21 protein-coding genes and 1 other annotated feature are annotated in these 25,008 nt (G+C 57.1%); of the genes, 9 read left to right on the plus strand and 12 right to left on the minus strand.

Features of this window, described 5'->3' with window-relative positions; all coding sequences use genetic code 11:
* Window positions 1–208 precede the first annotated feature (208 nt).
* Window positions 209–778 carry an acetate uptake transporter gene (satP, locus tag F3I44_RS09090; protein WP_150010897.1) on the plus strand — a complete coding sequence of 190 codons (570 nt, stop codon included), beginning with the start codon at window positions 209–211 and terminating at the stop codon, window positions 776–778.
* Window positions 779–817: 39 nt separating this feature from the next.
* Here the strand turns inward: satP and F3I44_RS09095 are convergent, their stop codons facing one another.
* From F3I44_RS09095 to tal, 3 genes are all read right to left on the minus strand, one after another.
* Entirely contained in the window at window positions 818–2,125 is a 1,308-nt protein-coding gene (locus F3I44_RS09095) for an MFS transporter (protein ID WP_150010899.1), read from the minus strand.
* Window positions 2,126–2,230: 105 nt separating this feature from the next.
* Window positions 2,231–2,818 carry a molybdopterin adenylyltransferase gene (mog, locus tag F3I44_RS09100; protein ID WP_150010901.1) on the minus strand — a complete coding sequence of 196 codons (588 nt, stop codon included), beginning with the start codon at window positions 2,816–2,818 and terminating at the stop codon, window positions 2,231–2,233.
* 125 nt (window positions 2,819–2,943) lie between these two features.
* Window positions 2,944–3,897, minus strand: a complete 954-nt coding sequence (tal, locus tag F3I44_RS09105; RefSeq protein WP_013356716.1) for a transaldolase — start codon at window positions 3,895–3,897, stop codon at window positions 2,944–2,946.
* Window positions 3,898–4,106: 209 nt separating this feature from the next.
* On the opposite strand from tal, the gene yaaA reads away from it, so the two are divergent.
* Window positions 4,107–4,880 (plus strand): peroxide stress protein YaaA, encoded by a 774-nt coding sequence (gene yaaA / locus F3I44_RS09110; protein ID WP_150010903.1) that lies wholly within the window; start codon window positions 4,107–4,109, stop codon window positions 4,878–4,880.
* Window positions 4,881–4,940: 60 nt separating this feature from the next.
* Here the strand turns inward: yaaA and thrC are convergent, their stop codons facing one another.
* The 5 genes from thrC to F3I44_RS09135 all read right to left on the minus strand — a co-directional run bounded on the left by thrC (window position 4,941) and on the right by F3I44_RS09135 (window position 10,667).
* Window positions 4,941–6,224: a threonine synthase gene (gene thrC / locus F3I44_RS09115; protein ID WP_150010905.1), complete on the minus strand. Its 1,284-nt coding sequence runs from the start codon at window positions 6,222–6,224 to the stop codon at window positions 4,941–4,943.
* Window positions 6,225–6,227: 3 nt separating this feature from the next.
* Window positions 6,228–7,157 (minus strand): homoserine kinase, encoded by a 930-nt coding sequence (thrB, locus tag F3I44_RS09120; RefSeq protein ID WP_013356712.1) that lies wholly within the window; start codon window positions 7,155–7,157, stop codon window positions 6,228–6,230.
* A 2-nt stretch (window positions 7,158–7,159) separates the two neighbouring features.
* Complete coding sequence (gene thrA, locus F3I44_RS09125) at window positions 7,160–9,622, minus strand: bifunctional aspartate kinase/homoserine dehydrogenase I (RefSeq protein ID WP_150010907.1); 2,463 nt, start codon at window positions 9,620–9,622, stop codon at window positions 7,160–7,162.
* A gap of 26 nt (window positions 9,623–9,648) precedes the next feature.
* Window positions 9,649–9,767 (minus strand) — a sequence feature (Thr leader region).
* On the minus strand, window positions 9,706–9,774 hold the full coding sequence (gene thrL, locus F3I44_RS09130; RefSeq protein ID WP_071822204.1) for a thr operon leader peptide: 69 nt from the start codon (window positions 9,772–9,774) through the stop codon (window positions 9,706–9,708). It overlaps the preceding feature by 62 nt.
* Before the next feature lie 188 nt (window positions 9,775–9,962).
* A complete protein-coding gene (locus F3I44_RS09135) occupies window positions 9,963–10,667 on the minus strand; it encodes a tRNA/rRNA methyltransferase (RefSeq protein ID WP_150010909.1) in 705 nt (234 codons plus the stop codon).
* 609 nt (window positions 10,668–11,276) lie between these two features.
* Between F3I44_RS09135 and arcA the strand changes: the two genes are divergently transcribed.
* Window positions 11,277–11,993 carry a two-component system response regulator ArcA gene (gene arcA / locus F3I44_RS09140; RefSeq protein ID WP_010253677.1) on the plus strand — a complete coding sequence of 239 codons (717 nt, stop codon included), beginning with the start codon at window positions 11,277–11,279 and terminating at the stop codon, window positions 11,991–11,993.
* 72 nt (window positions 11,994–12,065) lie between these two features.
* On the opposite strand, the gene creA is transcribed toward arcA, so the two are convergent.
* Window positions 12,066–12,539: a protein CreA gene (creA, locus tag F3I44_RS09145; protein WP_150010911.1), complete on the minus strand. Its 474-nt coding sequence runs from the start codon at window positions 12,537–12,539 to the stop codon at window positions 12,066–12,068.
* 194 nt (window positions 12,540–12,733) lie between these two features.
* Here creA and robA point away from each other — a divergent pair, with 194 nt between their 5' ends.
* Window positions 12,734–13,615 (plus strand): MDR efflux pump AcrAB transcriptional activator RobA, encoded by an 882-nt coding sequence (gene robA, locus F3I44_RS09150; RefSeq protein WP_150010913.1) that lies wholly within the window; start codon window positions 12,734–12,736, stop codon window positions 13,613–13,615.
* Window positions 13,616–13,654: 39 nt separating this feature from the next.
* On the opposite strand, the gene gpmB is transcribed toward robA, so the two are convergent.
* Window positions 13,655–14,302 carry a 2,3-diphosphoglycerate-dependent phosphoglycerate mutase GpmB gene (gene gpmB, locus F3I44_RS09155; protein ID WP_033731471.1) on the minus strand — a complete coding sequence of 216 codons (648 nt, stop codon included), beginning with the start codon at window positions 14,300–14,302 and terminating at the stop codon, window positions 13,655–13,657.
* A gap of 203 nt (window positions 14,303–14,505) precedes the next feature.
* Between gpmB and yjjX the strand changes: the two genes are divergently transcribed.
* Window positions 14,506–15,024: an inosine/xanthosine triphosphatase gene (gene yjjX, locus F3I44_RS09160; protein ID WP_150010915.1), complete on the plus strand. Its 519-nt coding sequence runs from the start codon at window positions 14,506–14,508 to the stop codon at window positions 15,022–15,024.
* On the opposite strand, the gene trpR is transcribed toward yjjX, so the two are convergent.
* Together trpR and sltY are read right to left on the minus strand one after the other, a co-directional pair.
* Window positions 15,025–15,345, minus strand: a complete 321-nt coding sequence (gene trpR / locus F3I44_RS09165) for a trp operon repressor (RefSeq protein ID WP_150010917.1) — start codon at window positions 15,343–15,345, stop codon at window positions 15,025–15,027.
* Window positions 15,346–15,390: 45 nt separating this feature from the next.
* Complete coding sequence (sltY, locus tag F3I44_RS09170; RefSeq protein ID WP_150010919.1) at window positions 15,391–17,310, minus strand: murein transglycosylase; 1,920 nt, start codon at window positions 17,308–17,310, stop codon at window positions 15,391–15,393.
* Window positions 17,311–17,580: 270 nt separating this feature from the next.
* Here sltY and atzF point away from each other — a divergent pair, with 270 nt between their 5' ends.
* Genes atzF through urtA form a run of 4 tightly spaced genes read left to right on the plus strand, consistent with a single transcriptional unit; the run spans window position 17,581 to window position 25,004 of the window.
* Window positions 17,581–19,377, plus strand: a complete 1,797-nt coding sequence (atzF, locus tag F3I44_RS09175; RefSeq protein ID WP_150010921.1) for an allophanate hydrolase — start codon at window positions 17,581–17,583, stop codon at window positions 19,375–19,377.
* A gap of 2 nt (window positions 19,378–19,379) precedes the next feature.
* The gene (uca, locus tag F3I44_RS09180; RefSeq protein ID WP_150010923.1) at window positions 19,380–22,997 is read left to right on the plus strand and encodes an urea carboxylase; all 3,618 of its coding nucleotides are present in this window, start codon (window positions 19,380–19,382) and stop codon (window positions 22,995–22,997) included.
* A 9-nt stretch (window positions 22,998–23,006) separates the two neighbouring features.
* The gene (locus tag F3I44_RS09185; RefSeq protein WP_150010925.1) at window positions 23,007–23,708 is read left to right on the plus strand and encodes a GntR family transcriptional regulator; all 702 of its coding nucleotides are present in this window, start codon (window positions 23,007–23,009) and stop codon (window positions 23,706–23,708) included.
* Window positions 23,709–23,735: 27 nt separating this feature from the next.
* Complete coding sequence (gene urtA / locus F3I44_RS09190; RefSeq protein WP_150011011.1) at window positions 23,736–25,004, plus strand: urea ABC transporter substrate-binding protein; 1,269 nt, start codon at window positions 23,736–23,738, stop codon at window positions 25,002–25,004.
* Window positions 25,005–25,008 lie beyond the last annotated feature (4 nt).

Consider the following 25,008-nt stretch of genomic DNA (forward strand, 5'->3'; position numbering starts at 1 on the left):
TCCAACGTTCACAACGCTCGATGACAAGTAAATGGGGCCGCTTCGATGCGCATCAAGGGCTAAACCAAAAAAAATTTTTCTACCTCTGGCCCTGCCGGGATCAAAGAACACGGTTACCCCGCTGAATATGATGCGTCGCCTTGCTCCTTTCTGTGAGCAGGCTGAAGTCCTTTTATTTCATTAACAATCATCTTACTGCCGAGGAACTATGGCGAATTCAACGCTGGCTAATCCTGCCCCGCTGGGCTTAATGGGATTTGGCATGACAACAATTTTGCTGAACCTGCACAACACGGGTCTGTTTGACATGGACGTGGCAATTTTAGCGATGGGGATTTTTTATGGCGGGATCGCACAGGTGCTGGCCGGTCTGCTGGAGTTTAAAAAGAACAACACCTTTGGGCTGACCGCCTTTACCTCTTACGGCATGTTCTGGTTAAGCTTTGTGGCGATTTTGCTGTTACCGCAGATGGGTCTGGCGAAAGCGCCTGATGAACGCTTTCTGGGTGCCTGGCTGGCACTCTGGGGCATCTTCACACTGTTCATGTTCGTGGGCACGCTGAAAGGTGCGCGGATGCTGCAGTTTGTCTTTGGCTCACTCACTCTGCTGTTTTTGCTGCTGGCCGTGGCTCACCTTATGCACCTGCCTTCGCTGGAGGTGTCTGCGGGATGGGTCGGCATACTTTGTGGTGCCAGCGCCTGCTATCTTGCAATGGGTGAAGTGCTTAACGAAACCTTTGGCCGCACGCTTCTGCCGATTGGCGCAAAGGCGCATTAAGTCTGAAAAAGACGCGGAGTCTGGCTCCGCGTCATCCCCTTACAACGACTTAATCTCCTGATGCAGGCCTGGCTCGTGGCTGACATCGCGCCGCAGCCAGATCCCGGTCAGCAATCCTACCAGTGCCAGCGCCATCACATACCAGCACGGCCCCATCACGGAGACATTCATCAGCAGCGACACAAAGATCGGGGTCAGCCCGCCAAAGATGGCATAGGAAAGGTTGTAGGAAAACGAGAGACCGGTAAAACGCACCTCTGCCGGGAAGGCCCGCACCATCACAAAGGGCACGACGCCGACAATACCGACACTCAGGCCCGCCATACCATAGAGCAGAAAGAGTTGCTGCGGATAGAGGGCAGTCAGGTGATAGAACTGCCAGCTACAGAGTGCCAGCAGCAGGCTGCCGACACATAACGTACGGCTGGCACCAAAGCGATCGACAGCGAGTCCGGCAACAATGCAGCCGATGCAGAGCATCACGGTGGCGATACTGTTGGCCTGCAGGGTCAGCGCGGGTGCGATGCCCAGCTGCTTCTGCAGCCAGACCGGTGACATCAGGATCACGACCACGATGCAGGCGGAGAGCAGCCAGGTCAGCAGCATGGAGATCACAACCGACTTTTTATGCTCCGCCAGCACCGTCTTCAGCGGCAGGGTTTCAGCCAGCGCTTTACGCTGCTGCATCTCAACAAACACCGGCGTCTCATGCAGCCAGCGCCGCAGGTACATTGCGAGCAGACCAAACACGCCACCGAGGAAGAACGGAATACGCCAGCCGCCGTCATGTATTGCCTGCTGCGACATCGAGGTATTGACCAGCGTCGCCACCAGCGACCCCAGTAAAATGCCGATGGTCAGCCCGGCCGTCAGCGTGCCGCAGGCGATGCCGATACGTTTATAGGGCACGTGCTCAGCAACAAACACCCACGCTCCTGGCACTTCACCGCCAATCGCCGCGCCCTGCAGCATCCGCATCAGCAGCATCAGCAGTGGCGCAGCAATGCCAATCGTCTGCCAGGTAGGTAAAGCGCCCATCATGAGAGTTGGCAGCGCCATCAGCAGAATACTCAGGCTGAACATCTTTTTGCGCCCGAGCTTGTCGCCAAAATGCGCCATTATGATGCCGCCCAGTGGACGAGCCAGATAGCCTGCGGCAAAAATGGCAAACGTCTGCAACTGACGCAGCCATTCCGGGATATCTGAGGGGAAAAAGAGTTCGCCAATCACGGTGGCGAAGAAGACAAAGATGATGAAGTCGTAAAATTCCAGCGCGCCGCCCAGCGCGGCCAGCGCCAGGGTTTTGTAATCCTTACCAGTCAGACGCTGCGTATGAGTCGGATTCATAATAGTCCAGAGGCAAAAAAGTGAGGCTGTAAAGATACCCTTACTATATCGTCAATCATTTGCCACACCAGCAGGACTATAGCTTATGCCTGAAATGGGGAATATTTAGTTATTTATCTCACGTATCGCGCTTTTAGGCCGAAAAGCTGCTACGACATCGGGATGCGTCTCAACGTAAGGCCCTTCCAGCAGCTGTAAACAATAAGGTACAGAAGCAAAGATACCGTGCACTTTTACGTTGCCCAGCTCATCCTTCAGCCCTTCCAGCGTCTCTTTGATCGACTTTGGCTGGCCGGGCAGATTGAGGATCAGCGACTGTTTGCGGATCACCCCGACCTGACGCGACAGAATTGCGGTCGGCACGAACTGCAGGCTGATCTGACGCATCTGCTCGCCAAAGCCAGGCATTTCCCGATCGGCAACCGCTAAGGTGGCGTCGGGCGTGACATCGCGTCGGGCCGGACCGGTGCCGCCGGTGGTTAACACCAGATGGCAAAAACGTTCATCGACCAGTTCGCAAATTGCGTGCTCAATCATCGGCTGCTCGTCCGGTACCAGCCGGGATTCAATCTCAAACGGGCTGCTGATTGCGCTACCAAGCCAGCTCTCCAGCGCGGGAATCCCCTGATCCTGATAGATGCCGTTCGCGGCGCGATCGGAGACCGAAATCAGGCCAATGCGTAATGTATTCATGATGAGCTTCGCTGTGATTTACCGCGGTGCGGTGGAGTAAAAGAGGAATAGCAGAAAGGATAATATAAAGTGAAAGGGTCGGAAAAGAGAAAACCGTGGCAGCCCGCGCCGCCACGGTCAGCAGATTACAGCAGTTCTGCCAGCATCTTCTCAAGTTTGCCCTGATCAACGGCAAAGTTGCGGATACCTTCTGCCAGCTTCGCCACTGCCATGGGATCCTGGTTGTGCTGCCACAGGAACTCAGACTCGGTCATGCGGGCCGGACGCGCTTTCACTTCGCCGCTGTAGCTCAGTTTACGCTCCAGGGTGCCTTCGCTCTCTGCCAGCTCTTTCAGCAGCGCAGGCGAAATAGTCAGACGGTCACAGCCGGCCAGCTCGATGATTTCGCCGACGTTACGGAAGCTCGCGCCCATCACCACGGTTTCATAACCGTGCTGCTTGTAGTAGTTGTAGATCTCAGAGACTGAAACCACGCCTGGATCTTCGTGCGCGGCATACTCTTTCTTATCGGTGTTGGCTTTGTACCAGTCGAGGATACGCCCCACAAACGGAGAGATCAGGAATACGCCGGCTTCGGCACAGGCACGCGCCTGAGCAAAGGAGAACAGCAGCGTCAGGTTACAGTTGATACCCTCTTTTTCCAGCTGCTCTGCAGCACGGATGCCCTGCCAGGTAGAGGCCAGTTTGATCAGGATGCGATCATTGCTGATACCGGCATCATTGTAGAGTTTGATCAGGCTGCGGGCTTTTGCGATGCTGCCTTCGGTGTCGTAAGAGAGACGCGCATCGACTTCAGTCGAGATACGGCCTGGGATCAGCTTCAGGATTTCCAGACCAATGTTTACGGCCAGCTTGTCAGAAACCAGCTGCAGTTGCTCTTCTTTGTTGCTGCTCTGCTCACGCGCCCAGCCAATCGCTTCATCGATCAGTTTACGGTATTCAGGAATTTGTGCGGCGTTAAGAATCAGAGAAGGGTTGGTGGTAGCGTCCTGCGGCTGATACAGCTTCATGGCTGCGATATCACCGGTGTCAGCGACGACGGTGGTGAGCTGACGCAGGGAGGTAAGTTTGTCCGTCATGTTCTTTTCTCTTAGTTAACTATCAGTGTGAAAAAAGGCTGTTGCGATAATATCACGCGCCAACGGTCGCGCAAGGTCAGGGAATGCCGTTTACGATAGCGCGAACAAATAGGTGTGATTCGTCATTCTTTCCGGCTTTTTTGGTACACTGCAGAGCCTGATAAGCAGCCAATGCCCTGTTAAACCAGGCATTAACCGAGGAAGCAACAATGTTGATGGTGATCTCTCCTGCCAAGACGCTCGATTATGAAAGCCCGCTGGCGACCACGCGTTTCACCCAGCCTGCGCTGTTAGAAAAATCACAACAGCTAATTGAGATTGCGCGCGAGCTGTCACCCGCCAGCATCGCCTCATTAATGGGCATCAGCGACAAACTGGCGCACCTCAATGCCGAACGATTTAACAGCTGGCACCCCGATTTTTCTCCGCAGAATGCCCGTCAGGCCATTCTGGCGTTCAAAGGTGATGTCTACACAGGTCTGCAGGCTGAAACCTTCAGTGATGAGGATTTCAATTTTGCTCAGCAGCATCTGCGTATGCTGTCAGGTCTGTATGGCGTGCTGCGTCCGCTCGATCTCATGCAGCCTTACCGACTGGAGATGGGCATTCGCCTGGCCAATCCGGCGGGCAAAGATCTCTACACCTTCTGGGGTGATGTTATCACTGAAACACTGAATACCGCGCTGGCGGAACAGGGTGATGAGGTTCTGATTAACCTCGCCTCGGACGAATATTTCAGAGCCGTTAAGCCGAAGAAGCTGAAGGCACAAATGATTAAGCCGGTCTTCCTCGACGAGAAAAATGGCAGCTACAAAGTCATCAGCTTCTACGCCAAAAAGGCGCGCGGCCTGATGAGTCGCTATGTGATTCAGCAGCGCCTGACAAAGCCGGAGCAGCTTAAGGCGTTTGATCTGGATGGTTATGGTTTTGATGCAGCCAGCAGCAGTGAGAGCGAGCTGGTCTTTAAGCGCGCGGAGCAGTAATACCCCGCGCGTAATGTACTCTTTGTAAATGGGCTTCCCGCCGGGAAGCCATTTACAGAACTACTTCAGCAGGAACGCCCGCAGTGAGGCGAAGTCCGCCTTCATCTTGTGCGACAGGAGCGGCAGGTCAGCGCGCTCCGCTAACTCTGGCGGCAATGTCAGAGTCTGTTCAAGAATCGCTTCCACGCTTTCGCGGAATTTCGCAGGGTGTGCGGTACCGAGGAACACACCATATTCCCCTTCCTGCAGCTGATCGCGCAGCAGACGCCAGGCGATGGCGGCATGCGGCTCGGAAACGTAGCCAATCTCAGCCAGTTCACGCATTGCGGCGCGCGTGGTCTCATCAGAGACCGCACCACAGGCGAGATCGGTTAAGCGCCAGGTTTTACGGCGGAACAGCTCTTCCACACGCGGCCAGTTGTTCGGCTGGCTGACATCCATCGCATTCGACAGGGTCGCGACCGTCAGGTTAGGCTGCCATTCGCCGTTGCCAAGGAAGCGCGGCACCGTGTCATTGGCGTTAGTGGCGGCGATAAAGCGTTTGATCGGCAGACCCAGCGATTTCGCCAGCAGACCTGCCGTCAAATCGCCAAAGTTGCCGCTTGGCACAGAAACCACCAGCTGATTACGTTTTTCCTGCGGCAGCTGCGCGACTGCTTCAAAGTAGTAGCAGATCTGCGCGAGCAGGCGGCTGATGTTAATAGAGTTCGCCGAGTTCAGGCCGATTGTCTTTTTCAGCTCTTCATCATCAAACGCCTGTTTGACCAGCGACTGGCAGGCATCAAAATCACCGTCGATAGCGATGGTTTGGATGTTGCCACCCAGGGTACAGAAGAGTTTCTCCTGTAGCGGACTGATTTTTCCCTGCGGATAGAGGATCACCACGCGCACGTTCTTCATGCCGTAGAAGGCGTGCGCCACGGCCGCGCCGGTATCACCGGAGGTGGCGGTCAGAATGGTGATCTGCTCATCTGAGCCTGAGACATATGACAGCATCTGCGCCATGAAACGGCCACCGAAGTCTTTAAACGCCAGCGTCGGACCGTGGAACAGCTCCAGACAGGCGATATCTTCGCTGACCTGTTTCACCGGGGCCGGAAAAGCAAAAGCGGCTTTAACACGCTCATGCAGCTGATGGGCCGGAATCTCGTCACCAATAAAAGCCGAGAGAATTTTGCTGCTGCGGCTGACAAAATCCATCTCCAGCATCGCGTCGATGTCGGTCAGTTCAAACTCTGGCAGTTCCAGCGGAAAGAACAGACCCTGCTGCGATCCCAGCCCCTGTTTCACCGCCTGGGCGAAGCTGACCTGCTCGTTGTGATCCTTAAGATTGTAGAGTTTCATGCGTTATCCCAATTGTCGTGCGCCAGCCGTGTCGAGACGGCAGATATGGACGAAGCCTTCATCATTCTGCAGATAGTGCTGGCTCAGCCAGTCAGCCATCCGCTGTGCCGTTTCCATTTGATTGCAAACGGCGAAAAGTGTCGGACCAGAGCCGGAGATGCCGCACGCCAGTGCACCAATCTCTTTCGCGGCCTGCCGCGCCTCGGCGAAGCCTGGCAGCAGCCGGGTCCGGTAAGGTTCGGCAATCACATCCTGCATAAGTTTAGCGGCCAGCTGCGGCTGACGCGTATGACAGGCGTGAATGAAGCCGGCCAGCAGCCGGCCATGTTTGATACAGTCTTCTTTGCGGTATTGCGCCGGTAAAATGGCGCGCGCTTCGGCAGTCGACACTTTAATGCCTGGGTAGGCCATCACCCACAGCCAGTCGTCAAAGCCTGGCACCGCCTGGCTGATGATGTCATTCTCCTGAAGCATCAGCTGAATGCCGCCGAGGAAGCAGGGCGCGACATTATCATAATGTACGCTGCCGGAGATTCGCCCTTCCAGCTCACCCATCAGCGTCAGTAGCGTGCTGTCACTGAGTGGCTTGCCGCAGAATTCGTTCATTGCCATCAGACCTGCCACCACCGAGCAGGCGCTGGAGCCCAGACCGGAGCCGATAGGCATATTCTTCTCCAGGGTCATCGCCACCGGGATCTCTTTGCCAATCGCCTCGCAGAAACGCTGCCAGCACTGATAAACGATATTCTCTTTAGGATCGGCGGGCAGCTTACTGACAAAACGTCCGGCGTTGGTCAGTGAAAATTGTTCTGCCGCTTCAACGGAGACGCAGTCACCCAGCAGGGAGCCATCTACCGGCGAAACCGCCGCGCCCAGCACATCGAAGCCGACGCTGACGTTACCAATCGAGGCCGGTGCGTAAATTTTTACCATGATTAAACTCCCAACTTCCATGACAGCGTGCGCAGCAGGTCGGCAAAAACACCGGCCGCTGTGACATCATTTCCTGCACCGTATCCGCGCAGCACCAGCGGAATTGGCTGATAGTAGCGGCTGTAAAACGCCAGCGCATTTTCGCCGTTTTTTACTTTATAGAGCGGATCGTTGCCGTCAACGGCGTCGATCTTCACTTTGCAGACGCCGCCCTCTTCAATCACGCCCACGTAGCGCAGCACTTTGCCCTCATTCTGTGCCTGTGCGACGCGGTCGGCAAAGGCGTTATCCAGCTCAGGCAGACGCTGCATAAACTGCTCCACATCCTGAATGTCGACCAGGCTGGCGGGCAGCAGCGGCTCAATCTCAATATCACTCAGCTCCAGCTGATGGCCTGCTTCGCGTGCCAGGATCAGCAACTTACGCGCCACATCAGTGCCAGCGAGATCGTCACGCGGATCGGGCTCGGTGAAGCCCATCTCACGCGCCATGTTAGTGGCTTGCGACAGCGAGATCCCTTCGTCCAGCTTGCCGAAGATGAACGACAGCGATCCCGAAAGGATACCGGAGAAGCGCAGCAGTTCATCACCCGCGTTCATCAGGTTCTGCAGGTTTTCGATGACCGGCAGTCCGGCACCGACGTTGGTATCATAAAGAAATTTACGTCGTGATTTGGCGGCGGCGGCGCGCATCTGCTGATAGTAATTCCAGGAGGAGGTATTCGCCTTTTTGTTCGGCGTTACCACGTGGAAGCCCTCGCTGAGGAAATCCGCGTACTGATCGGCAACGGCCTGGCTGGAGGTACAATCCACAATCACCGGGTTAAGCAGGTGATACTCTTTCACCAGACGGGTCAGGCGTCCGAGATTGAACGGCTCTTTCGCTTCGGCGAGTGCCGCCTGCCAGTTGCTTAAATCGATGCCGTGGACATTCGTTAACAGCGCATGCGAGTTGGCGATGCCGCAGACCCGCAGGTCGATATGCTTCTGCTTCAGCCACGCCTGCTGGCGATGTAACTGATCCAGCAGCGCACCGCCGACGCCGCCGACGCCCACCACAAAAACTTCGATAACCTGATCGGTGGCGAACAGCATCTGATGCACCACGCGCACCCCGGTGATCACTTCGTCATTATTCACCACCACCGAAATGGAGCGCTCAGAGGAGCCCTGCGCAATCGCCACGATATTGATATTCGCACGTGCCAGCGCCGAGAAGAATTTTGCTGAGATGCCACGCAGGGTACGCATGCCATCGCCCACCACCGAAATCACCGCGAGGTTTTCAATGATACCCAGCGGATCCAGCAGGCCATCTTTCAGCTCAAGATAGAACTCCTCTTCCAGCACGTGACGCGCCCGCGCCAGCTCGCTCTGCGGCACGCAGAAGCTGATGCTGTATTCAGACGAGGATTGGGTGATCAGCACCACGGAAATGCCAGTGCGCGACATCGCCGCAAAGACTCTGGCCGCCATTCCGACCATCCCTTTCATGCCGGGACCGGAGACGTTAACCATCGCCATGTTATTCAGGTTGGTGATGCCTTTCACCGGATTTTCATCCTGCGCGCCTTCGGCACCAATCAGGGTGCCGGGCGCCTGCGGATTGGCGGTGTTTTTGATCAGGCACGGGATCTGGAACTGCGCGATGGGCGCAATGGTGCGGGGATGCAGCACCTTGGCCCCGAAATAGGAGAGCTCCATCGCCTCCTGATAGGACATCGATTTCAGCAGGCGCGCATCCGGCACCTGGCGCGGATCGCAGGTATAAACGCCATCCACATCGGTCCAGATTTCGCAGCAGTCGGCGCGCAGACAGGCGGCCAGCACAGCCGCTGAATAATCAGAGCCATTGCGGCCCAGCACCACCAGCTCACCGCGCTCGTTGCCGGCGGTAAAGCCCGCCATCAGGATCATGTTCTGCGGCGGGATTTGGCTCGCTTCAATACGGCGGGTTGATTCAGGGATATCGACAGTGGATTCGAGGTAGTGGCCGACCGCCAGCAATTTCTCAACCGGATCAATCACGCTGACCTCATGACCGCGCGCCTGTAGCAGCGCTTCCATGATTGCAATCGAGAGTTTTTCACCACGACAGATAATCGCTGCGTTGACGCTGTCCGGGCACTGCCCCAGCAGGCTGATGCCGTGCAGTACCTGCTTCAGCTGCGCAAACTCCAGGTCCACGCGGGTTTTCAGTCGATCAAACTCAAAGCCCGGCTGCGCGGCTGCCAGCCCCTGCAGCAGCTCGCTGAAGATGCGTTCGGCGTCGCTGATATTCGGCAAAGCGTCCTGACCACTGATAGTTTTTTCAATCATCGCCACCAGATGGTTAGTGATCTTCGCAGGTGCAGAGAGCACGGTTGCAACCTGTCCTTGTTGCGCATTGCTTTCCAGAATGTCAGCGACGCGAAGAAAACGCTCCGCATTCGCTACCGAGGTCCCGCCGAATTTCAGCACTCGCATAATATTAACTCTCCTGAATTTAAGCCGAAAAAAAAGCCCGCACTGTTTAGGTGCGGGCTTTTTTTCTGTTTTTCCTGTATGCGTCAGCCCGCACCGTTACCTGAGGTAATGGTGGTGGTAATAATTGTGGTGTTCAGGCTGATTTTACGCATTTAGATTTATTTTCTGTCTGTTTTTGTCTGTCCGTCTTGCTTCCAGAAGTAAAGCAAAGCGCACATTAAGTCAACCCGATTTGTCTGGCGGATAGATTTCCACCACTGCGCACAGCCTCCGGTCAAACCGCAAAACACTGTTCGATCGTTTGCAATGCAGAAATTTCCTGCGATCTGTTGCTGTAAAATCAGCTTTTTGCCGAGGATTTATCTGTGAGTTTTTTTTCAATATCGTGCAGCAGACGATGCAGCATCGCGCTGTCACGCTGTTCCAGCAGACCCACTCGCTGATCGATCCAGTCTGAGAGCTTCTCATCATCACTGACGTCGAGTTGCGCCAGCAGCTGATGGAAACGCTGACGCAGCGCCTGCAGCTGCTGCCCGTCGGCAACGGACGCTACCGGCGCTTCGACCTGATTCAGCTTCGATAGCTGATAGCAGTAAACCATCACTGCCTGACCGAGATTCAGTGAGGGATAATCATTTGCCATCGGGATGCCGGTCAGCAGATCGACCTGCTCCAGCTCCTCGTTGGTCAGCCCGCTATCTTCGCGGCCAAACACCAGCGCCATACTGTTGACCCACTGACGCTTTTCCAGCAGTTGCGTTTCAACCTGCTCTGGTGTGGCGTAATAACGGAACTTTGCCCGGCTGCGTGCCGTCGTCGCGACCGAAAAATCGATATCCGCTAATGCCTCGGTCAGGGTAGCAAAGGTCTGAACATTATCGAGGATCTCACCTGCGCCATGGGCTACCCGCCGCGCTGCCGGATCCTGCCAGGCGTCGCTGGCAACGATGCGCAGCTGGCTGAACCCCATGGTTTTCATGGCACGCGCCGCAGCGCCGATATTTTCTGGCCGCGCGGGCGAGACGAGAATCAGGGGAAAAAGCATATTTATTCCATTGGTCCATTTACATAACGCCATATTAACATGGCTGTTAATGATTCAGTTGTCAGAAGGTAATAAGAAAATCGGGTGTTAACAATGTTAAAACCAGTAAAAAGTGATGTCCTGAATATTTTTATCGCCGAAACCCGCCTTATTAAAGAAATCGTTATTAATATATTTAACTTCAAAGAGATAGAATGTGATTACCAACTGGTTTCATTTTGGGTCACAAGCGTAATAAATGTAACGTAAATGATGCTTTTTGTGAGCTAAACAGGCAATCTGCGAGAAGTTTTTCACAAAAGTGTTAACGTGCTACAATTGCATTTGATATAAGTCAACGAAGCGTTGTTTTTATGCTTATCGGTTGTAGTTGGTGCTGTTAGGTTGCTGTTAATACAGTTAGGATATGCGCCATTATCATTAACGCCCGGGGCATGCAATTTTCATCCTGACTGGCTGAGCTAAACCTGTTGTTGACGTTGATAGATGGCTTATCAAAATATGATTTCGTACAACGGTTCAGCGCGGCCCGCCGCTCTCGATGATGGAGAACGCCATACCGCTGTACGCCCTGTTTTCAATTTGTTGGCAAATTTTAGGTAGCTAAACATGCAGACCCCGCACATTCTTATCGTTGAAGACGAACTGGTCACGCGTAATACCCTCAAAAGCATTTTTGAGGCGGAAGGTTATGTGGTGTACGAGGCGACTGATGGTGCTGAAATGCATCAGGTGCTGACCGACAATGACGTTAACCTGGTCATCATGGACATCAACCTGCCCGGCAAAAACGGCCTGTTGCTGGCCCGTGAACTGCGTGAGCAGGCCAATGTCGCCCTGATGTTCCTGACCGGACGTGACAACGAAGTCGATAAAATTCTCGGTCTGGAAATTGGCGCTGACGACTACATCACCAAACCGTTTAACCCGCGTGAGCTGACGATTCGTGCCCGCAACCTGCTGTCGCGCACCATGAACCTGGCGATGCCAGGTGAAGAGCGCCGTCAGGTTGAGAGTTATAAATTTAACGGTTGGGAGCTGGATATCAACAGCCGCTCACTGATCAACCCGAACGGCGAGCACTACAAATTGCCACGCAGTGAGTTCCGCGCCATGCTGCACTTCTGCGAAAACCCAGGCAAAATTCAGACCCGTGCCGACCTGCTGAAAAAAATGACCGGTCGCGACCTTAAGCCGCACGATCGCACCGTTGATGTCACCATCCGTCGTATCCGCAAGCATTTCGAATCTACGCCGGACACGCCTGAGATCATCGCCACCATCCATGGTGAAGGTTATCGCTTCTGTGGTGATCTGCAGGATTAATCAGCTGTCAGATGCGATAACTAAAAAAACGCCCCTGCGGGCGTTTTTTTTGCGCTCAATACGGCCGTTTAATCAGCGCCACGGCATAATCGGCACGGCGCTGAGCGCATTTTTCGGTGAGCCGTCGACCACTTTATCGGAGTAGGTCAGATAGACCAGAGCATTGCGCTTTTTGTCGAAGAAGCGTACAACCTGCAACTTCTTAAAGATTAGAGAGGTACGCTGGCGGAAGACCACTTCGCCCTCCGCTTTGCCCTGCGCAATTTTATCACTCAGTTCGACCGGACCTACCTGCTGACAGGAAATCGCGGCATCAGAGGTATCTTCTGCCAGCCCCAGTCCGCCTTTAATACCGCCGGTCTTCGCCCTGCTGATATAACAGGTTACATTTTTAACGTCCGGGTCATCGAATGCTTCAACAATGATTTTGTGGTCAGGCCCGAATATCTTGAACACCGTATCAACAGAGCCAATCTGTTCGGCAAGCAGCGGGCTGGAAAAGGTCAGCGTGGTCAGCGCAGCGATCATAAGACGCGTTATTGTCATGGAGTTACCATTGCAAATGGAATAGATGAGAATGTAATGTACTGTCAATCGAATTAATGACCAAACTAAAACGGGTTAAAGCCCGTACTGATTTAGCACAACCTTCCCCGGAAAACGGCCCACGTCTTTTGAGCAATGAGTGCTAATATTCTTCGAATGCGTTTAGCTGCACCACCAGAGTATGAGGATGTTTTATGGACCAAGCCGGTATCATTCGCGATTTGCTTGTCTGGCTGGAGAGCCATCTGGATCAACCCCTTTCACTGGACAATGTTGCCCAGAAAGCCGGTTACTCTAAATGGCATTTACAAAGGATGTTCAAGGACGTAACCGGTCACGCAATAGGTGCCTATATCCGTGCGCGTCGTCTGTCGAAAGCGGCTGTCGCGTTGCGCCTGACCAGTCGCCCGATTCTGGACATCGCACTGCAGTATCGTTTTGATTCACAGCAAACTTTTACTCGCGCATTCAAAAAGCAGTTTGCTCAGACACCGGCCTGGTATCGTCGCGCTTCCGACTGGAACTCATTCGGTATTCGTCCCCCGATTCGGCTGGACGATGAGACGCAGCCAGAACCCACTTTCGTTACCCTGCCGGAAACGGTATTGGTAGGACAAACCCAGAACTACACCTGTATTCTGGAGCAGATTTCCAGCTATCGCGACGAGATGCGAATTCACTTCTGGAAGCAGTTCCTGCTGGAAACGGACACGGTTCCGCCGGTGCTGTATGGCCTTCATCAGGTGCGTGCCAGCCAGGAGAAAGATGATGAGCAGGAGATTCTCTACACTACGGCGGTGCCTGCTGACAGCGCGGTAAACCTGCACTCCGGCCAGAGTGTTATTCTGGAAGCGGGCGATTACGTGCAGTTCACCTACACCGGCCCGCGCGTCAATCTGCAGGAGTTTATCCTGCTGCTCTACGGCACCTGCATGCCAACGCTGGGACTGACCCGTCGTCAGGGACAGGACATCGAACGCTTTTATACTCATGGTGGTAAAAAGCGTAGCGAGCCACCGACTGAGATCCGGTGCGAATATCTGATCCCTATTCGCCGCCAGCCCGTCGCCAGCTAAGGTGAACGCTGCCGTCATCAGACGGCAGCGTTCACGACATCAGCGTTGCAGCTCGTCGAGCGCAGGCGCATCAAGATGGGAAATATCCCCCGCCGTCTCCACAATCCACCCTTCTGCCAGCCAGGCACTCTGCTGATAATCGACACGAGAGATTGAGCAGTTACGCAGTCGCAGGCGACGTTCCGCATACGCGGGCAGACCGAGAATCGTACTGACCAGCGATCCCAGCGCCATACCGTGACTCACCAGCAGCGGACGGCTTCCGGCAGGCAGTTCGAGGCAGGCATTCAGCGCAGCGTGCATGCGGGTCGCCATCTCCGTCATCGACTCGCCTTCTGGAATACGACCACCTTCGGTGCCGTTGACCAGCGTGGCGCGCCACTGCTCTTCCTCCGCCGTTAAGCCATCCAGCGGACGCTTCTCCAGCACGCCCATATTCAGTTCACGCAGCCGCGGATCCAGCGTCACTGCGCATCCGCACGCGTCCGCAATAATCTCCGCGGTACGGCGCGTACGCCCCAGATCGCTGGCAATCACGTGCGTGATGCCCAGATGTTTGACGCGCTCACCCACCTGATAAGCCTGTTGCTCACCTTTTTCCGTCAGCGGACTGTCGGATTGCCCCTGAATGCGGCGTTCCGCATTCCATACCGTTTCACCGTGACGAACAAGATAGACCTGTAGCATGTTAGTTTCCGTTATACTGCGACAAAAATCGTCTCAGAGCCTGCCCCATCAGGCGTCATTGTTGCAGGCAGTCTGGACACGGAGCGCGCGGAATAACCCGGCGTACACGGAGTACGCGAGGATCGTGGCACTGCTCAGGTTCAGACCAGCCCGTAAAATCGCCTGATGGCCAGGCTCTTAATCACCTGAGGGTTCAATCAATTATGTACCATGTTGTCGCAGCCACAACCAACCCAGCGAAGATTCACGCGATTGCTCAGGCTTTCAGCGACGTTTTCGGCGAGGGATCCTGCCATATTGAAGGGGTCGAGGTCGATAGCGGCGTAGCAGCACAACCGTTAACCCATCTGGAAACGCGAACAGGCGCACGTCAGCGTGTGATGAATGCCCGCCAGGTCCGGCCTGAAGCGGCGTTCTGGGTGGCGATTGAGGCAGGCATCGAAGATGACACCGCATTTGCCTGGATGGTGGTGGAGAACCAGAAGCAGCGCGGTGAATCGCGCTCGGCCAGTTTTACCCTGCCGCCAGTCGTGCTGGCAGGCCTGCGCGAAGGCCGTGAGCTGGGCGAAGAGATGGCGCACTTAACCGGCATCGATAATATCAAACACCAGGGGGGTGCTATCGGTGCGTTCACCAACGGCCTGCTCAGCCGCTCCAGTGTCTATCATCAGGCACTGATTCTGGCGCTCTGCCCGTTCGTCCATCCGCTCTATCAGCAGTAATCAGACACGTCCCAGATGCGCTTCCAGCCAGCGTTTCAGCTCTGGCGGCGCCTCTTTCAGGCTGTTAGAGCCGCGGGTAATCGTCGCGATGCCGACGCCGAGTTCATTTTTCAGCTCACGCTGGCTCATTTCGCCGTTCATCAACTCTTCGATAATCCGCAGTCGGGTGCCGAATGCTTCCCGCTCATCAGACGTCATCATCAGTTGCATCAGTGGCAAGGCATGACCATCGGCAAAGGCCTGCTGCATCAGCACGACAAAGCGTTGCCAGCTATCTTCTGGGGGATGCGCATCGGTAGAAGGGGAATCAGAATGGGTCATGAAGAGGCTTCCGTACTCACTAAAGAGTACGGAAGCTTAGCACAGCTAGTAACGGCGATTCCACTCAGCATCTGACAGGATCTTGTCAGGCTTACCCATGAAGTGACGATAGTAGGCGTCATACGCCAGCACATTCTTCACGTAGCCGCGCGTTTCAGAGAACGGAATGGTCTCAATAAACGCGACGGCGTCGAGATTACCTGCACTGGTTTTCTGCCAGCTTCGCACCCGGCCCGGACCGGCGTTATAGGCCGCGGAGGCGAAAATCCGGTTCTGGTTAAACTGCTGATAGACATACTCCAGATACTGGGTGCCGATCTGGATATTGGTTTCCGGATCCAGCAGCTGGCTGGTGTTGCTGTAGCCTGGAATGTTGTACATCTTCACGGTATGCGCCGCCGTGGCCGGCATAATCTGCATCAGACCGCTGGCACCGACCGGGGATCGCGCTTTCGGGTTCCAGGCGCTTTCCTGACGCGAAATCGCCATCGCATAGCTCGGCGGGATCTGTTTAACCTCGGTGTTACGCTCATAGACGCTCTGCCACGCCAGCGGGAAACGCTCTTTCAGGCTGTCCCACATTTTGGCGGTGATGGTCGCCTGTACGCTGAGATCCCACCAGTCCTGCTCATTGGCGTAACGCGCCAGCATCTGCTGCTGCGAGTGGCTGCGGCTGGCAATCAGATTGCTCCATTCGCTGCGTGCCAGATTATCCAGCCCCCAGTACATCAGTTCGCGCACGCGGGCCAGCTCTGGTCCCTGCACCGTGGCACTGTCAGGCTTCGGCGCGTCATCGACCTGCAATGGGTAGTCAACGCCGAGCCGCTGGGCGGCCACCATCGGATAGAAGCCACGCGCCTGCATCAGCTTGCGCAGGATCTCTTCCGCTTCCTCTTTGCGATCTTTCTCAAACAGCAGATCAGCCTGCCAGTACTGCCACTCATCTTTCTCTTTGGCTTCCAGCGGCAGACGGGCGATCCAGGTGTTCAGACCGCGTCTGTCGTGCTGAGAAAGCGCCAGACGCACCCGGCGTTCCACCAGCGCGGTCGACTCACTGTTCATCACCACCGCATCGCGCCAGCGCGCCTGCTCAGAGGTGAGATCGCTGCCCATCATGCGCCAGACCACAATCTCTTTCAGCGCCTGCTCATCTTCCGGTCCCATCTTCTGCGCCCGGACCAGTATCGGAATCAGGCTGCGGGCATTTTCCATATCCTGCCGCGCCACGCGCGTAAAGGCGTAAATCGTGGCCTGACGGGTGAAGTCGGTTGGCCCGACGGCGCTGGCAAAGGTGCTGACCGTTAACGGATCCTGTTGCAGGGACTGTATCGCGTCAGACATGGTCTGATAGTCAGCAGGTAACGTCTTCGCCAGATAATTCACCAGGCTGTCGTTGCCCGCTTTCATGGCCAGCCGGATACGTTCCAGGATGGTAATAGGCGAAACCTGACCGGAAGCCTGCCAGACCGAGAAGAGCTTATCGCAGTCGGCGGGCAGCGCCGTGCCGCGTAGCCAGATCTGCTTCGCGCCATCAAACGCGGCCTGCTGCTGACCCGTGGCCCATTTAGCGTAATACCAGTTACAGCGTGCCTGTACCGGCTTGGGTTCGGTTGGGCTGAAGTTCAGCACGCCCTGCCAGTCCTGACGCCAGGCCAGCACGTTGATAAAGCGGGTACTGAGCGAGCGTGCGGGTGGCAACGTCGGATACTGGCGGATAAAGTTCTGCACGGCCAGGGTAGTTTCCTGATCGAGATCCTGTGCCAGCAGGCGATATTGCAGATAAGGATAGAGCGGATAATCCTGGAGCGTCGGCAACAGCTGATCCACGGTCGCCATCTGGTTACTGTCCCAGGCCTGTTTAATTTGTTGATAACGTTGCCGTTGTTGATCCAGCGAATCGGCCCATGCGCTGCTGGCCGAACCGACCAGACAGATCCCTATCATCCAGTTACGCCACTTCACCACGTAAATCTCCTCTGTTGCTGGGCGCTGGCGAGTTGCCAGACAGTCTTTTATGCTAACCGGGCCACCGGACTCTTGCCATGTTCTTCACAAAATTTACGCACCCGGACATTAAACGCACCGTCATCGCACAGCATACGCGCCGTCATTGTGCAAATTATCATCAGAAAATCTTATCACTGAACGCATTAAACTGTTAAATCATCGTCTTAAAAAGTGGCACATCCTTTGCTCTGTTGAATCCCATCTTGTATACCAGCTGGAATTCTTCATATGACTTCAACCCTCGGCCTGACCCTTCCCGCCTGGCAGCAGCGCTATCAACATGCTCCGCAACAGATAACCTCACTGCTGACTGCACACCTGGCAGCACTCGACACCAACGATAATGCCTGGATCTATCTCGCGACACCGGATCAGTTAGCGGCACAGATTGCGCCACTGCTGGCGGCCTATGAGCGCGATCCCGGCTCGCTGCCGCTGTTTGGTGTGCCCTTTGCGGTCAAAGACAACGTTGATGTGGCGGGCTGGCCCACCAGCGCCGCCTGCCCTGCCTTTACCTATACCGCCAGCGAAGACGCGGTCGCCGTCGCCCGACTGAAAGCCGCTGGCGCAGTCGTCATCGGCAAAACCAACCTCGATCAGTTCGCGACCGGTCTGGTGGGCACCCGCTCGCCTTATGGTGCGGTCAGTAACACCTTTGATGCTGATTATGTCAGTGGCGGCTCCAGCTCCGGCTCGGCATCCGTGCTGGCGCGCGGGCTGGTCGCCTTTTCACTGGGCACCGATACCGCCGGTTCAGGCCGCGTGCCAGCAGGCTTTAACAATATAGTCGGACTCAAGCCGACCAAAGGCTGGTTCTCTGCGCGCGGCGTGGTGCCCGCCTGTCGCCTCAACGACACCCTTTCGGTGTTTGCGCTGACGGCAGAAGATGCGTTTAGCGTCGCCAGTATCATGGGCGGCTATGATGCCGGTGACGCCTATTCACGCGTGAATCCGCGCACCGCCCCGGCCAGCCTGCCCGTTCATCCCCATTTTGCTGTACCTTTGAACCCGGAATTTTTTGATGATGCGGCGGCCGAAGCGGCCTGGGATCAGGCGCTGGAAGCATTACAGACGAGCGGCGCAACGCTGCACCCGATCGACTTCACCCCGTTCAGCAAGCTGGCTGAACAGCTCTATTACGGTGCCTGGGTCGCCGAACGCACGGCGGCGGTGGGCGGAATGCTCGATCGTCCGGCGGAGATGGACCCGGTGGTGCATGAGATCGTCGCCAGCGGCCTGAAATACAGCGCGGTCGATGCTTATAAGGCGGAGTATCTGCGGGCGGAGCTGACGCGCCAGATACACCAGACGCTGGCACAGTTTGATGCGCTGGTGGTGCCCACCTCGCCCACCATCCATACCCTTGAGGAGATGAAGCAGGAGCCGATTCTCTACAACTCGCATTTCGGCACCTATACCAACTTCACCAATCTTGCCGACCTCTCTGCGCTGGCGCTGCCCGGCCCGTTCCGCAACGACGATCTCCCGGCGGGTATCACGCTGATTGCACCTGCCTGGCACGATCGGGCGCTGGCGGAATTTGGTCTTCGCTGGCAGCAGCAGCTCGCTCTGCCGCTGGGCGCGACCGGCCAGCCCTTCCCGGCCCGGCGCACTTCTCTACCCGTTTCGCCCGACCACGTCCGGCTGGCGGTCGTGGGCGCGCATCTGACCGGCATGCCGCTTAATTTCCAGCTCACTGAACGCAAGGCCGTCTGGGTCGAAGAAACGCAGACCGCGCCACACTATCGCCTCTTCGCCCTGCTGGAAGGCGCGATCAAAAAGCCCGGCCTGATGCGTGACGAACAGGGCGCTGCGATCGCCGTTGAACTGTGGGATATCCCGGTCGCGCGTTTTGGCGAGTTTGTGGCGGAGATCCCCGCCCCACTGGGTATCGGCAACCTGACGCTGACCGATGGCCGGGTGGTAAAAGGCTTTATCTGCGAAGGCTCGGCGCTGAAGAGCGCGCTGGAGATTACTGAAACGGGCGGCTGGCGCAACTGGCTGGCATCACAGGGGAGTCACTGATCATGTTCACCACCGTACTGATTGCCAACCGCGGCGAAATTGCCTGTCGCGCCATCCGAACCCTGAAACGCCTCGGCGTGAAAAGCGTCGCGGTCTACTCCGACGCTGACCGCAACGCGCAGCACGTTAAGCAGGCCGATATCGCTATCGCGCTGGGTGGCGACAAAGCCAGCGACAGCTATCTGCGTATCGACAAAATTCTGGCAGCGGCGCGGCAAAGTGGCGCGCAGGCGATCTGGCCGGGCTACGGTTTTCTATCTGAAAGCCAGTCGTTTGCTGACGCCTGCGACGCAGCGGGCATCGCCTTTGTTGGCCCTACCGCGCAGCAGATTGGTGAGTTCGGCCTGAAACACCGCGCCCGTGAGCTGGCAGCCAGTGCAGGTGTCCCAATGACACCTGGTACACCGCTGCTCGCCTCGCTGGAAGAGGCGTTACAGGCCGCCGATAACATTGGCTATCCGGTAATGCTGAAAAGCACGGCGGGCGGCGGCGGTATTGGCCTGACGCGCTGCGCCGACGCCGGTGCGCTCGCCAGCGCCTGGGAGAGCGTGCGCCGTCTGGGCGAGCAGTTCTTCAGTGATGCAGGCGTGTTTCTGGAGCGCTGTATCGATCGCGCCCGCCACGTTGAAGTGCAGATTTTTGGTGACGGCACCGGTACCGTGGTGGCGCTGGGCGAACGCGACTGCTCCCTGCAGCGCCGCAATCAGAAGGTGGTGGAAGAGACGCCTGCACCCGGGCTGTCGCAGGCGACGCGTGACGCCCTGCTCGCCTCAGCGGTACGGCTCGGTGAGCTGGTCAACTACCGCAGCGCAGGCACCGTGGAGTATATCTACGACGTTGACCAGCAGGCCTTTTACTTTCTTGAAGTGAACACCCGTCTGCAGGTGGAGCATCCGGTTACCGAATGTGTCACCGGACTCGATCTGGTGGAGTGCATGCTGCAGGTGGCGGCGGGCGATGCGGTGGACTGGTCACGTCTGCAGGAGTCGCCACAGGGCTCGGCCATTGAGGTGCGGCTCTACGCAGAAGATCCGCTGAAGAACTTTCAGCCCAGCCCCGGCCTGCTCACTGGCGTCACCTTTCCTGACGGCGTTCGGGTCGACAGCGGCATCGAAACCGGCAGTGAGGTCTCCAGCTTCTACGATCCGATGATCGCCAAGCTGATTGTCCATGCCGACACCCGCGATGCGGCGCTGGAAAAGCTGCATCAGGCGCTGGATGCCACGCAGTTGCATGGCATTGCAACCAACCTCGACTATCTGCGCCAGATTACCAGCAGCGACGCGTTTCGCAGTGGCAACGTCTGGACGCGCTATCTCGACAGCGTCGTCCCTGCCGCCTCCGTGGTGGAAGTGCTGCAACCCGGCACCTTCAGTTCGGTTCAGGACTATCCGGGCCGCCTCGGCTACTGGGATATCGGCGTGCCGCCTTCCGGCCCGATGGATGATTTCGCGTTCCGGCTCGCGAACCGCATCGTTGGTAACCATGAATCAGCCGCAGGCCTGGAATTTACTCTGCAGGGACCGACGCTGCGCTTCCACTGTGATGCTATTCTGGCGCTGACCGGCGCAGACTGCGACGCGCAGCTTGATGGTGAACCGGTCAGCTACTGGCAGCCGCTGGCCGTGAAAGCGGGACAGACGCTGACGATGGGACGCGCGCGGCAGGGCTGCCGCAGCTATCTGGCGGTACGCAACGGCTTCGACGTGCCGGAGTATCTGGGCAGCCGCAGCACCTTTTCACTGGGACAGTTTGGCGGTCACGCCGGACGTACCCTGCGCGTGGCCGATATGCTGGCGATCTCACGGCCTGAACGGGCAGCCTGCACCACGCCTGCTCCGGTCAGCGACCCGCAGCCGCTCGATGCGGCGCTGATTCCCCACTACGGCACCGAATGGCGCATCGGCGTGCTCTACGGCCCGCACGGCGCACCAGACTTCTTCACCCAGGCCGCCATCGATGAGTTCTTTGCCAGTGACTGGCAGGTGCACTACAACTCCAATCGCCTCGGCGTGCGGCTGGTTGGTCCGAAACCGACCTGGACCCGCGCCAACGGCGGCGAAGCGGGCCTGCACCCCTCCAACGTTCATGACTGTGAATATGCGATCGGCGCGGTCAATTTCACCGGCGACTTCCCGGTGATCCTGACGCACGACGGCCCGAGCCTGGGCGGCTTTGTCTGTCCGGTGACCATCGCTAAAGCCGAGCTGTGGAAAGTGGGCCAGGTTAAACCTGGCGACACCATCCGTTTCCACCCGATTACGGCAGACGATGCGCTGGCGCGGGAAAAAGCGCAGATGCATCTGATTGAAACCCTGCGGCCTGAACATCCACCGACCTTTGCCGTGCCGTCGCTGGCCGAAACCGCCTACGGCTCCGCCACGATTCTGGCCGCCATCGAAGCCACCGGCAGTACGCCAAAGGTGGTCTATCGCCAGGCGGGCGACAAATATGTGCTGATTGAGTATGGCGACAACGTGCTGGATCTGGCGCTGCGCCTGCGCGTACACCTGCTGATGAATGCACTGACGGCGCAGGCGGAGCCAGGCGTCGAGGAGCTGTCGCCAGGTGTGCGCTCACTGCAGGTGCGCTACGACAGCCGCATCATTCATCAGTCCACCCTGATGTCACTGCTGCTAAGGCTTGAAGCGACGCTGGGCGATGTCAGCACGCTGAAAGTCCCGTCGCGCGTGGTGTGGATGCCGATGGCATTTGAAGACAGCGCCACGCTGGGAGCCGTCAGCCGCTATCAGGAGACGGTGCGCGCCAGCGCCCCCTGGCTGCCTAACAACGTGGACTTTATCCAGCGCATTAACGGCCTGAGCAGCCGCGATGAGGTGCGTGACACTCTGTTCGACGCCAGCTATCTGGTACTGGGCCTGGGCGATGTCTACCTCGGCGCGCCCTGCGCCGTGCCGATCGATCCTCGCCATCGCCTGCTGAGTTCTAAATACAGTCCGGCACGCACCTTTACCGCCGAAGGCACCGTCGGCATCGGCGGCATGTACATGTGCATCTACGGCATGGATTCACCCGGCGGCTATCAGCTGGTGGGCCGCACGCTGCCCATCTGGAACACCTTCCTGAAAAACCCGCAGTTTGCGCCCGATGCGCCGTGGCTGCTGCGCTTCTTCGATCAGGTGCGCTTCTATCCTGTGAGTGAAACCGAACTGAACCAGTTGCGCGACGATTTCCGCGAAGGCCGTGCCAGCCTGCGTATTGAAGAGACGCAGTTTGATTTTGCTGCCCACCAGCAGTTCCTCGCCGACCACGCCGCTGAGATTGCCGCGTTCCGCCAGCGCCAGTCCACCGCCTTTGAACAGGAAGTTCAGCTCTGGGCGCAGGAAGAACAGAGCGCACCAGAGGCGGATGAGGCACAAGTCAGCGTCAGCGACAAGGATGATGCCGGGCTGGCGGTGCAGGCGGACCTCAATGGCAACATCTGGAAAGTTCTGGTCCAGCCGGGCGACGCGGTCAGCGCAGGACAGACGCTGATTATCGTCGAGGCGATGAAGATGGAGCTGGCGATTGTCGCGCCGCAGGCCGGTCGGATAACGCGCATTGCCTGCCAGACGGGCCGTCCGGTCAGTCCTGGCGATAACCTGCTGTGGCTGGAATAAGGAGCGGCAATGACAACGCATCCTCAATCTCCCAAAGCGCGCCCGGAAGCGCTGGCTGAACGGGTCTATCAGGCGCTGAAGGCCGATATTTTCGCTTTTCGCCTGATGCCGGGTGACCGCTTCAGCGAAAGCGAAATCGCCGGGCGGATGGCGGTCAGCCGCACGCCGGTGCGCCAGGCACTGTTCCGGCTGGAGCGCGAAGGCTTTGTTGAAGTCTGGTTCCGCAGCGGCTGGCAGATCAAAAACTTCGATTTTGCCTGGTTCGAATCGCTGTATGACCTGCGCACCGTACTGGAATGCGAGGCGGTAAAACGCCTCTGCGCTCTGCCCGCGCCGCAGTGTGCCGCGCTGTTAAGCGAACTGAACCAGTTCTGGTGTGAGGCAGAGGCGCTCACCGAGGGTCTGGTGGTGTCGCAGCACGATGAGGCGTTTCACATGACGCTGGTCGCGGCAGCGGGCAATCCGGAGATGGCGCGCATTCACGCCGAACTCACAGAGAAAATCCGCATTATTCGCCGGCTCGACTTCACCCGCGATGACCGCGTCTGGGCCACTTATCAGGAGCATGCAGAGATTTTACAGGCGATTTTTCAGCAACAGACCACCGAGGCGCAACGCATCCTGACCGATCACATCGCCGTCAGTAAGGCAGAGGTCAGGAAGATCACCCTGCACCGCCTCCAGCAGGCACGGCTCCAGCTTACCGAATAACATAACAACCACTCAGGGGTTTAAATGATGAAAAGACGTTCGTTGATCAAGGCTTTCGCGCTCTCCGCCACCGTTGTCAGTCTGAGTTTTGCCTGGAGTGCGCAGGCCGCTGACACCATCAAAGTGGGGATCATGCACTCGCTCTCCGGCACCATGGCGATTTCTGAAACGCCGCTGAAAGATGTGGCGCTGATGACCATTGATGAGATCAACGCCAAAGGCGGCGTGCTGGGGAAAAAGCTGGAGCCGGTGGTGGTCGATCCCGCCTCAAACTGGCCGCTGTTTGCCGAGAAAGCGCGGCAGTTGCTGACCCAGGACAAAGCGGCAGTGGTGTTTGGCTGCTGGACCTCGGTGTCACGCAAATCGGTGCTGCCGGTGTTTGAAGAGCTGAACGGCCTGCTGTTCTATCCGGTGCAGTATGAAGGGGAAGAGATGTCACCCAACGTCTTCTACACCGGCGCTGCGCCTAACCAGCAGGCGATTCCGGCGGTGGAATACCTGATGAGCGAAGATGGCGGCAGCGCAAAACGCTTCTTCCTGCTGGGCACCGACTACGTCTATCCGCGCACCACCAACAAAATCCTGCGCGCCTTCCTCCACAGCAAAGGCGTGGCGGACAAAGATATCGAAGAGGTCTACACGCCGTTCGGTTACAGCGACTACCAGACCATTGTCTCCAACATCAAAAAATTCGCGGCAGGCGGTAAAACCGCGGTGGTCTCGACCATCAACGGCGACTCCAACGTACCGTTCTACAAAGAGCTGGCGAATCAGGGCATCAAAGCCACTGACATTCCGGTGGTCGCCTTCTCAGTGGGCGAAGAGGAACTGCGCGGCATCGACACCAAACCACTGGTGGGTCAGTTAGCCGCCTGGAACTATTTCGAGTCGATCGATAATCCGACCAACGCGAAGTTCGTCGCCGATTACCGCGCCTACGCCAAAGCACATAACCTGCCGAATGCGGCTACCGTCGTCACCAACGACCCGATGGAAGCGACTTATGTTGGCATCCATATGTGGGCGCAGGCGGTGGAAAAAGCGGGCACAACCGATGTGGACAAAGTGCGGGCAGCGATGGCCGGTCAGACCTTTAAAGCGCCGGATGGCTTTACCCTGACCATGGATCAGACCAACCATCATCTGCATAAGCCGGTCATGATTGGCGAAGTGGAAGAGAACGGCCAGTTCAGCGTGGTGTGGCAGACCGATAAGCCGGTGCGCGCGCAGCCGTGGAGCCCGTACATTGCCGGTAACGACAAAAAGCCCGATCACCCGGTGAAGACCGCGCAGTAAGCGC

The sequence above is a fragment of the Pantoea sp. F_5 genome (assembly GCF_008631595.1).
Lineage (GTDB): Bacteria > Pseudomonadota > Gammaproteobacteria > Enterobacterales > Enterobacteriaceae > Pantoea > Pantoea gossypiicola.

Bases quoted from the DNA above. Each gene is read 5' to 3' on its own strand.
- thrB (WP_013356712.1), bottom strand. From the start codon at position 7,157: ATGGTAAAAATTTACGCACCGGCCTCGATTGGTAACGTCAGCGTCGGC.
- F3I44_RS09135 (WP_150010909.1), bottom strand. From the start codon at position 10,667: ATGCTTTTTCCCCTGATTCTCGTCTCGCCCGCGCGGCCAGAAAATATC.
- trpR (WP_150010917.1), bottom strand. From the start codon at position 15,345: ATGACCCATTCTGATTCCCCTTCTACCGATGCGCATCCCCCAGAAGAT.
- F3I44_RS09185 (WP_150010925.1), top strand. From the start codon at position 23,007: ATGACAACGCATCCTCAATCTCCCAAAGCGCGCCCGGAAGCGCTGGCT.
- satP (WP_150010897.1), top strand. From the start codon at position 209: ATGGCGAATTCAACGCTGGCTAATCCTGCCCCGCTGGGCTTAATGGGA.
- yaaA (WP_150010903.1), top strand. From the start codon at position 4,107: ATGTTGATGGTGATCTCTCCTGCCAAGACGCTCGATTATGAAAGCCCG.
- mog (WP_150010901.1), bottom strand. From the start codon at position 2,818: ATGAATACATTACGCATTGGCCTGATTTCGGTCTCCGATCGCGCCGCG.
- arcA (WP_010253677.1), top strand. From the start codon at position 11,277: ATGCAGACCCCGCACATTCTTATCGTTGAAGACGAACTGGTCACGCGT.
- tal (WP_013356716.1), bottom strand. From the start codon at position 3,897: ATGACGGACAAACTTACCTCCCTGCGTCAGCTCACCACCGTCGTCGCT.
- urtA (WP_150011011.1), top strand. From the start codon at position 23,736: ATGAAAAGACGTTCGTTGATCAAGGCTTTCGCGCTCTCCGCCACCGTT.
- robA (WP_150010913.1), top strand. From the start codon at position 12,734: ATGGACCAAGCCGGTATCATTCGCGATTTGCTTGTCTGGCTGGAGAGC.
- gpmB (WP_033731471.1), bottom strand. From the start codon at position 14,302: ATGCTACAGGTCTATCTTGTTCGTCACGGTGAAACGGTATGGAATGCG.
- F3I44_RS09095 (WP_150010899.1), bottom strand. From the start codon at position 2,125: ATGAATCCGACTCATACGCAGCGTCTGACTGGTAAGGATTACAAAACC.
- uca (WP_150010923.1), top strand. From the start codon at position 19,380: ATGTTCACCACCGTACTGATTGCCAACCGCGGCGAAATTGCCTGTCGC.
- thrA (WP_150010907.1), bottom strand. From the start codon at position 9,622: ATGCGAGTGCTGAAATTCGGCGGGACCTCGGTAGCGAATGCGGAGCGT.
- yjjX (WP_150010915.1), top strand. From the start codon at position 14,506: ATGTACCATGTTGTCGCAGCCACAACCAACCCAGCGAAGATTCACGCG.
- atzF (WP_150010921.1), top strand. From the start codon at position 17,581: ATGACTTCAACCCTCGGCCTGACCCTTCCCGCCTGGCAGCAGCGCTAT.
- creA (WP_150010911.1), bottom strand. From the start codon at position 12,539: ATGACAATAACGCGTCTTATGATCGCTGCGCTGACCACGCTGACCTTT.
- thrC (WP_150010905.1), bottom strand. From the start codon at position 6,224: ATGAAACTCTACAATCTTAAGGATCACAACGAGCAGGTCAGCTTCGCC.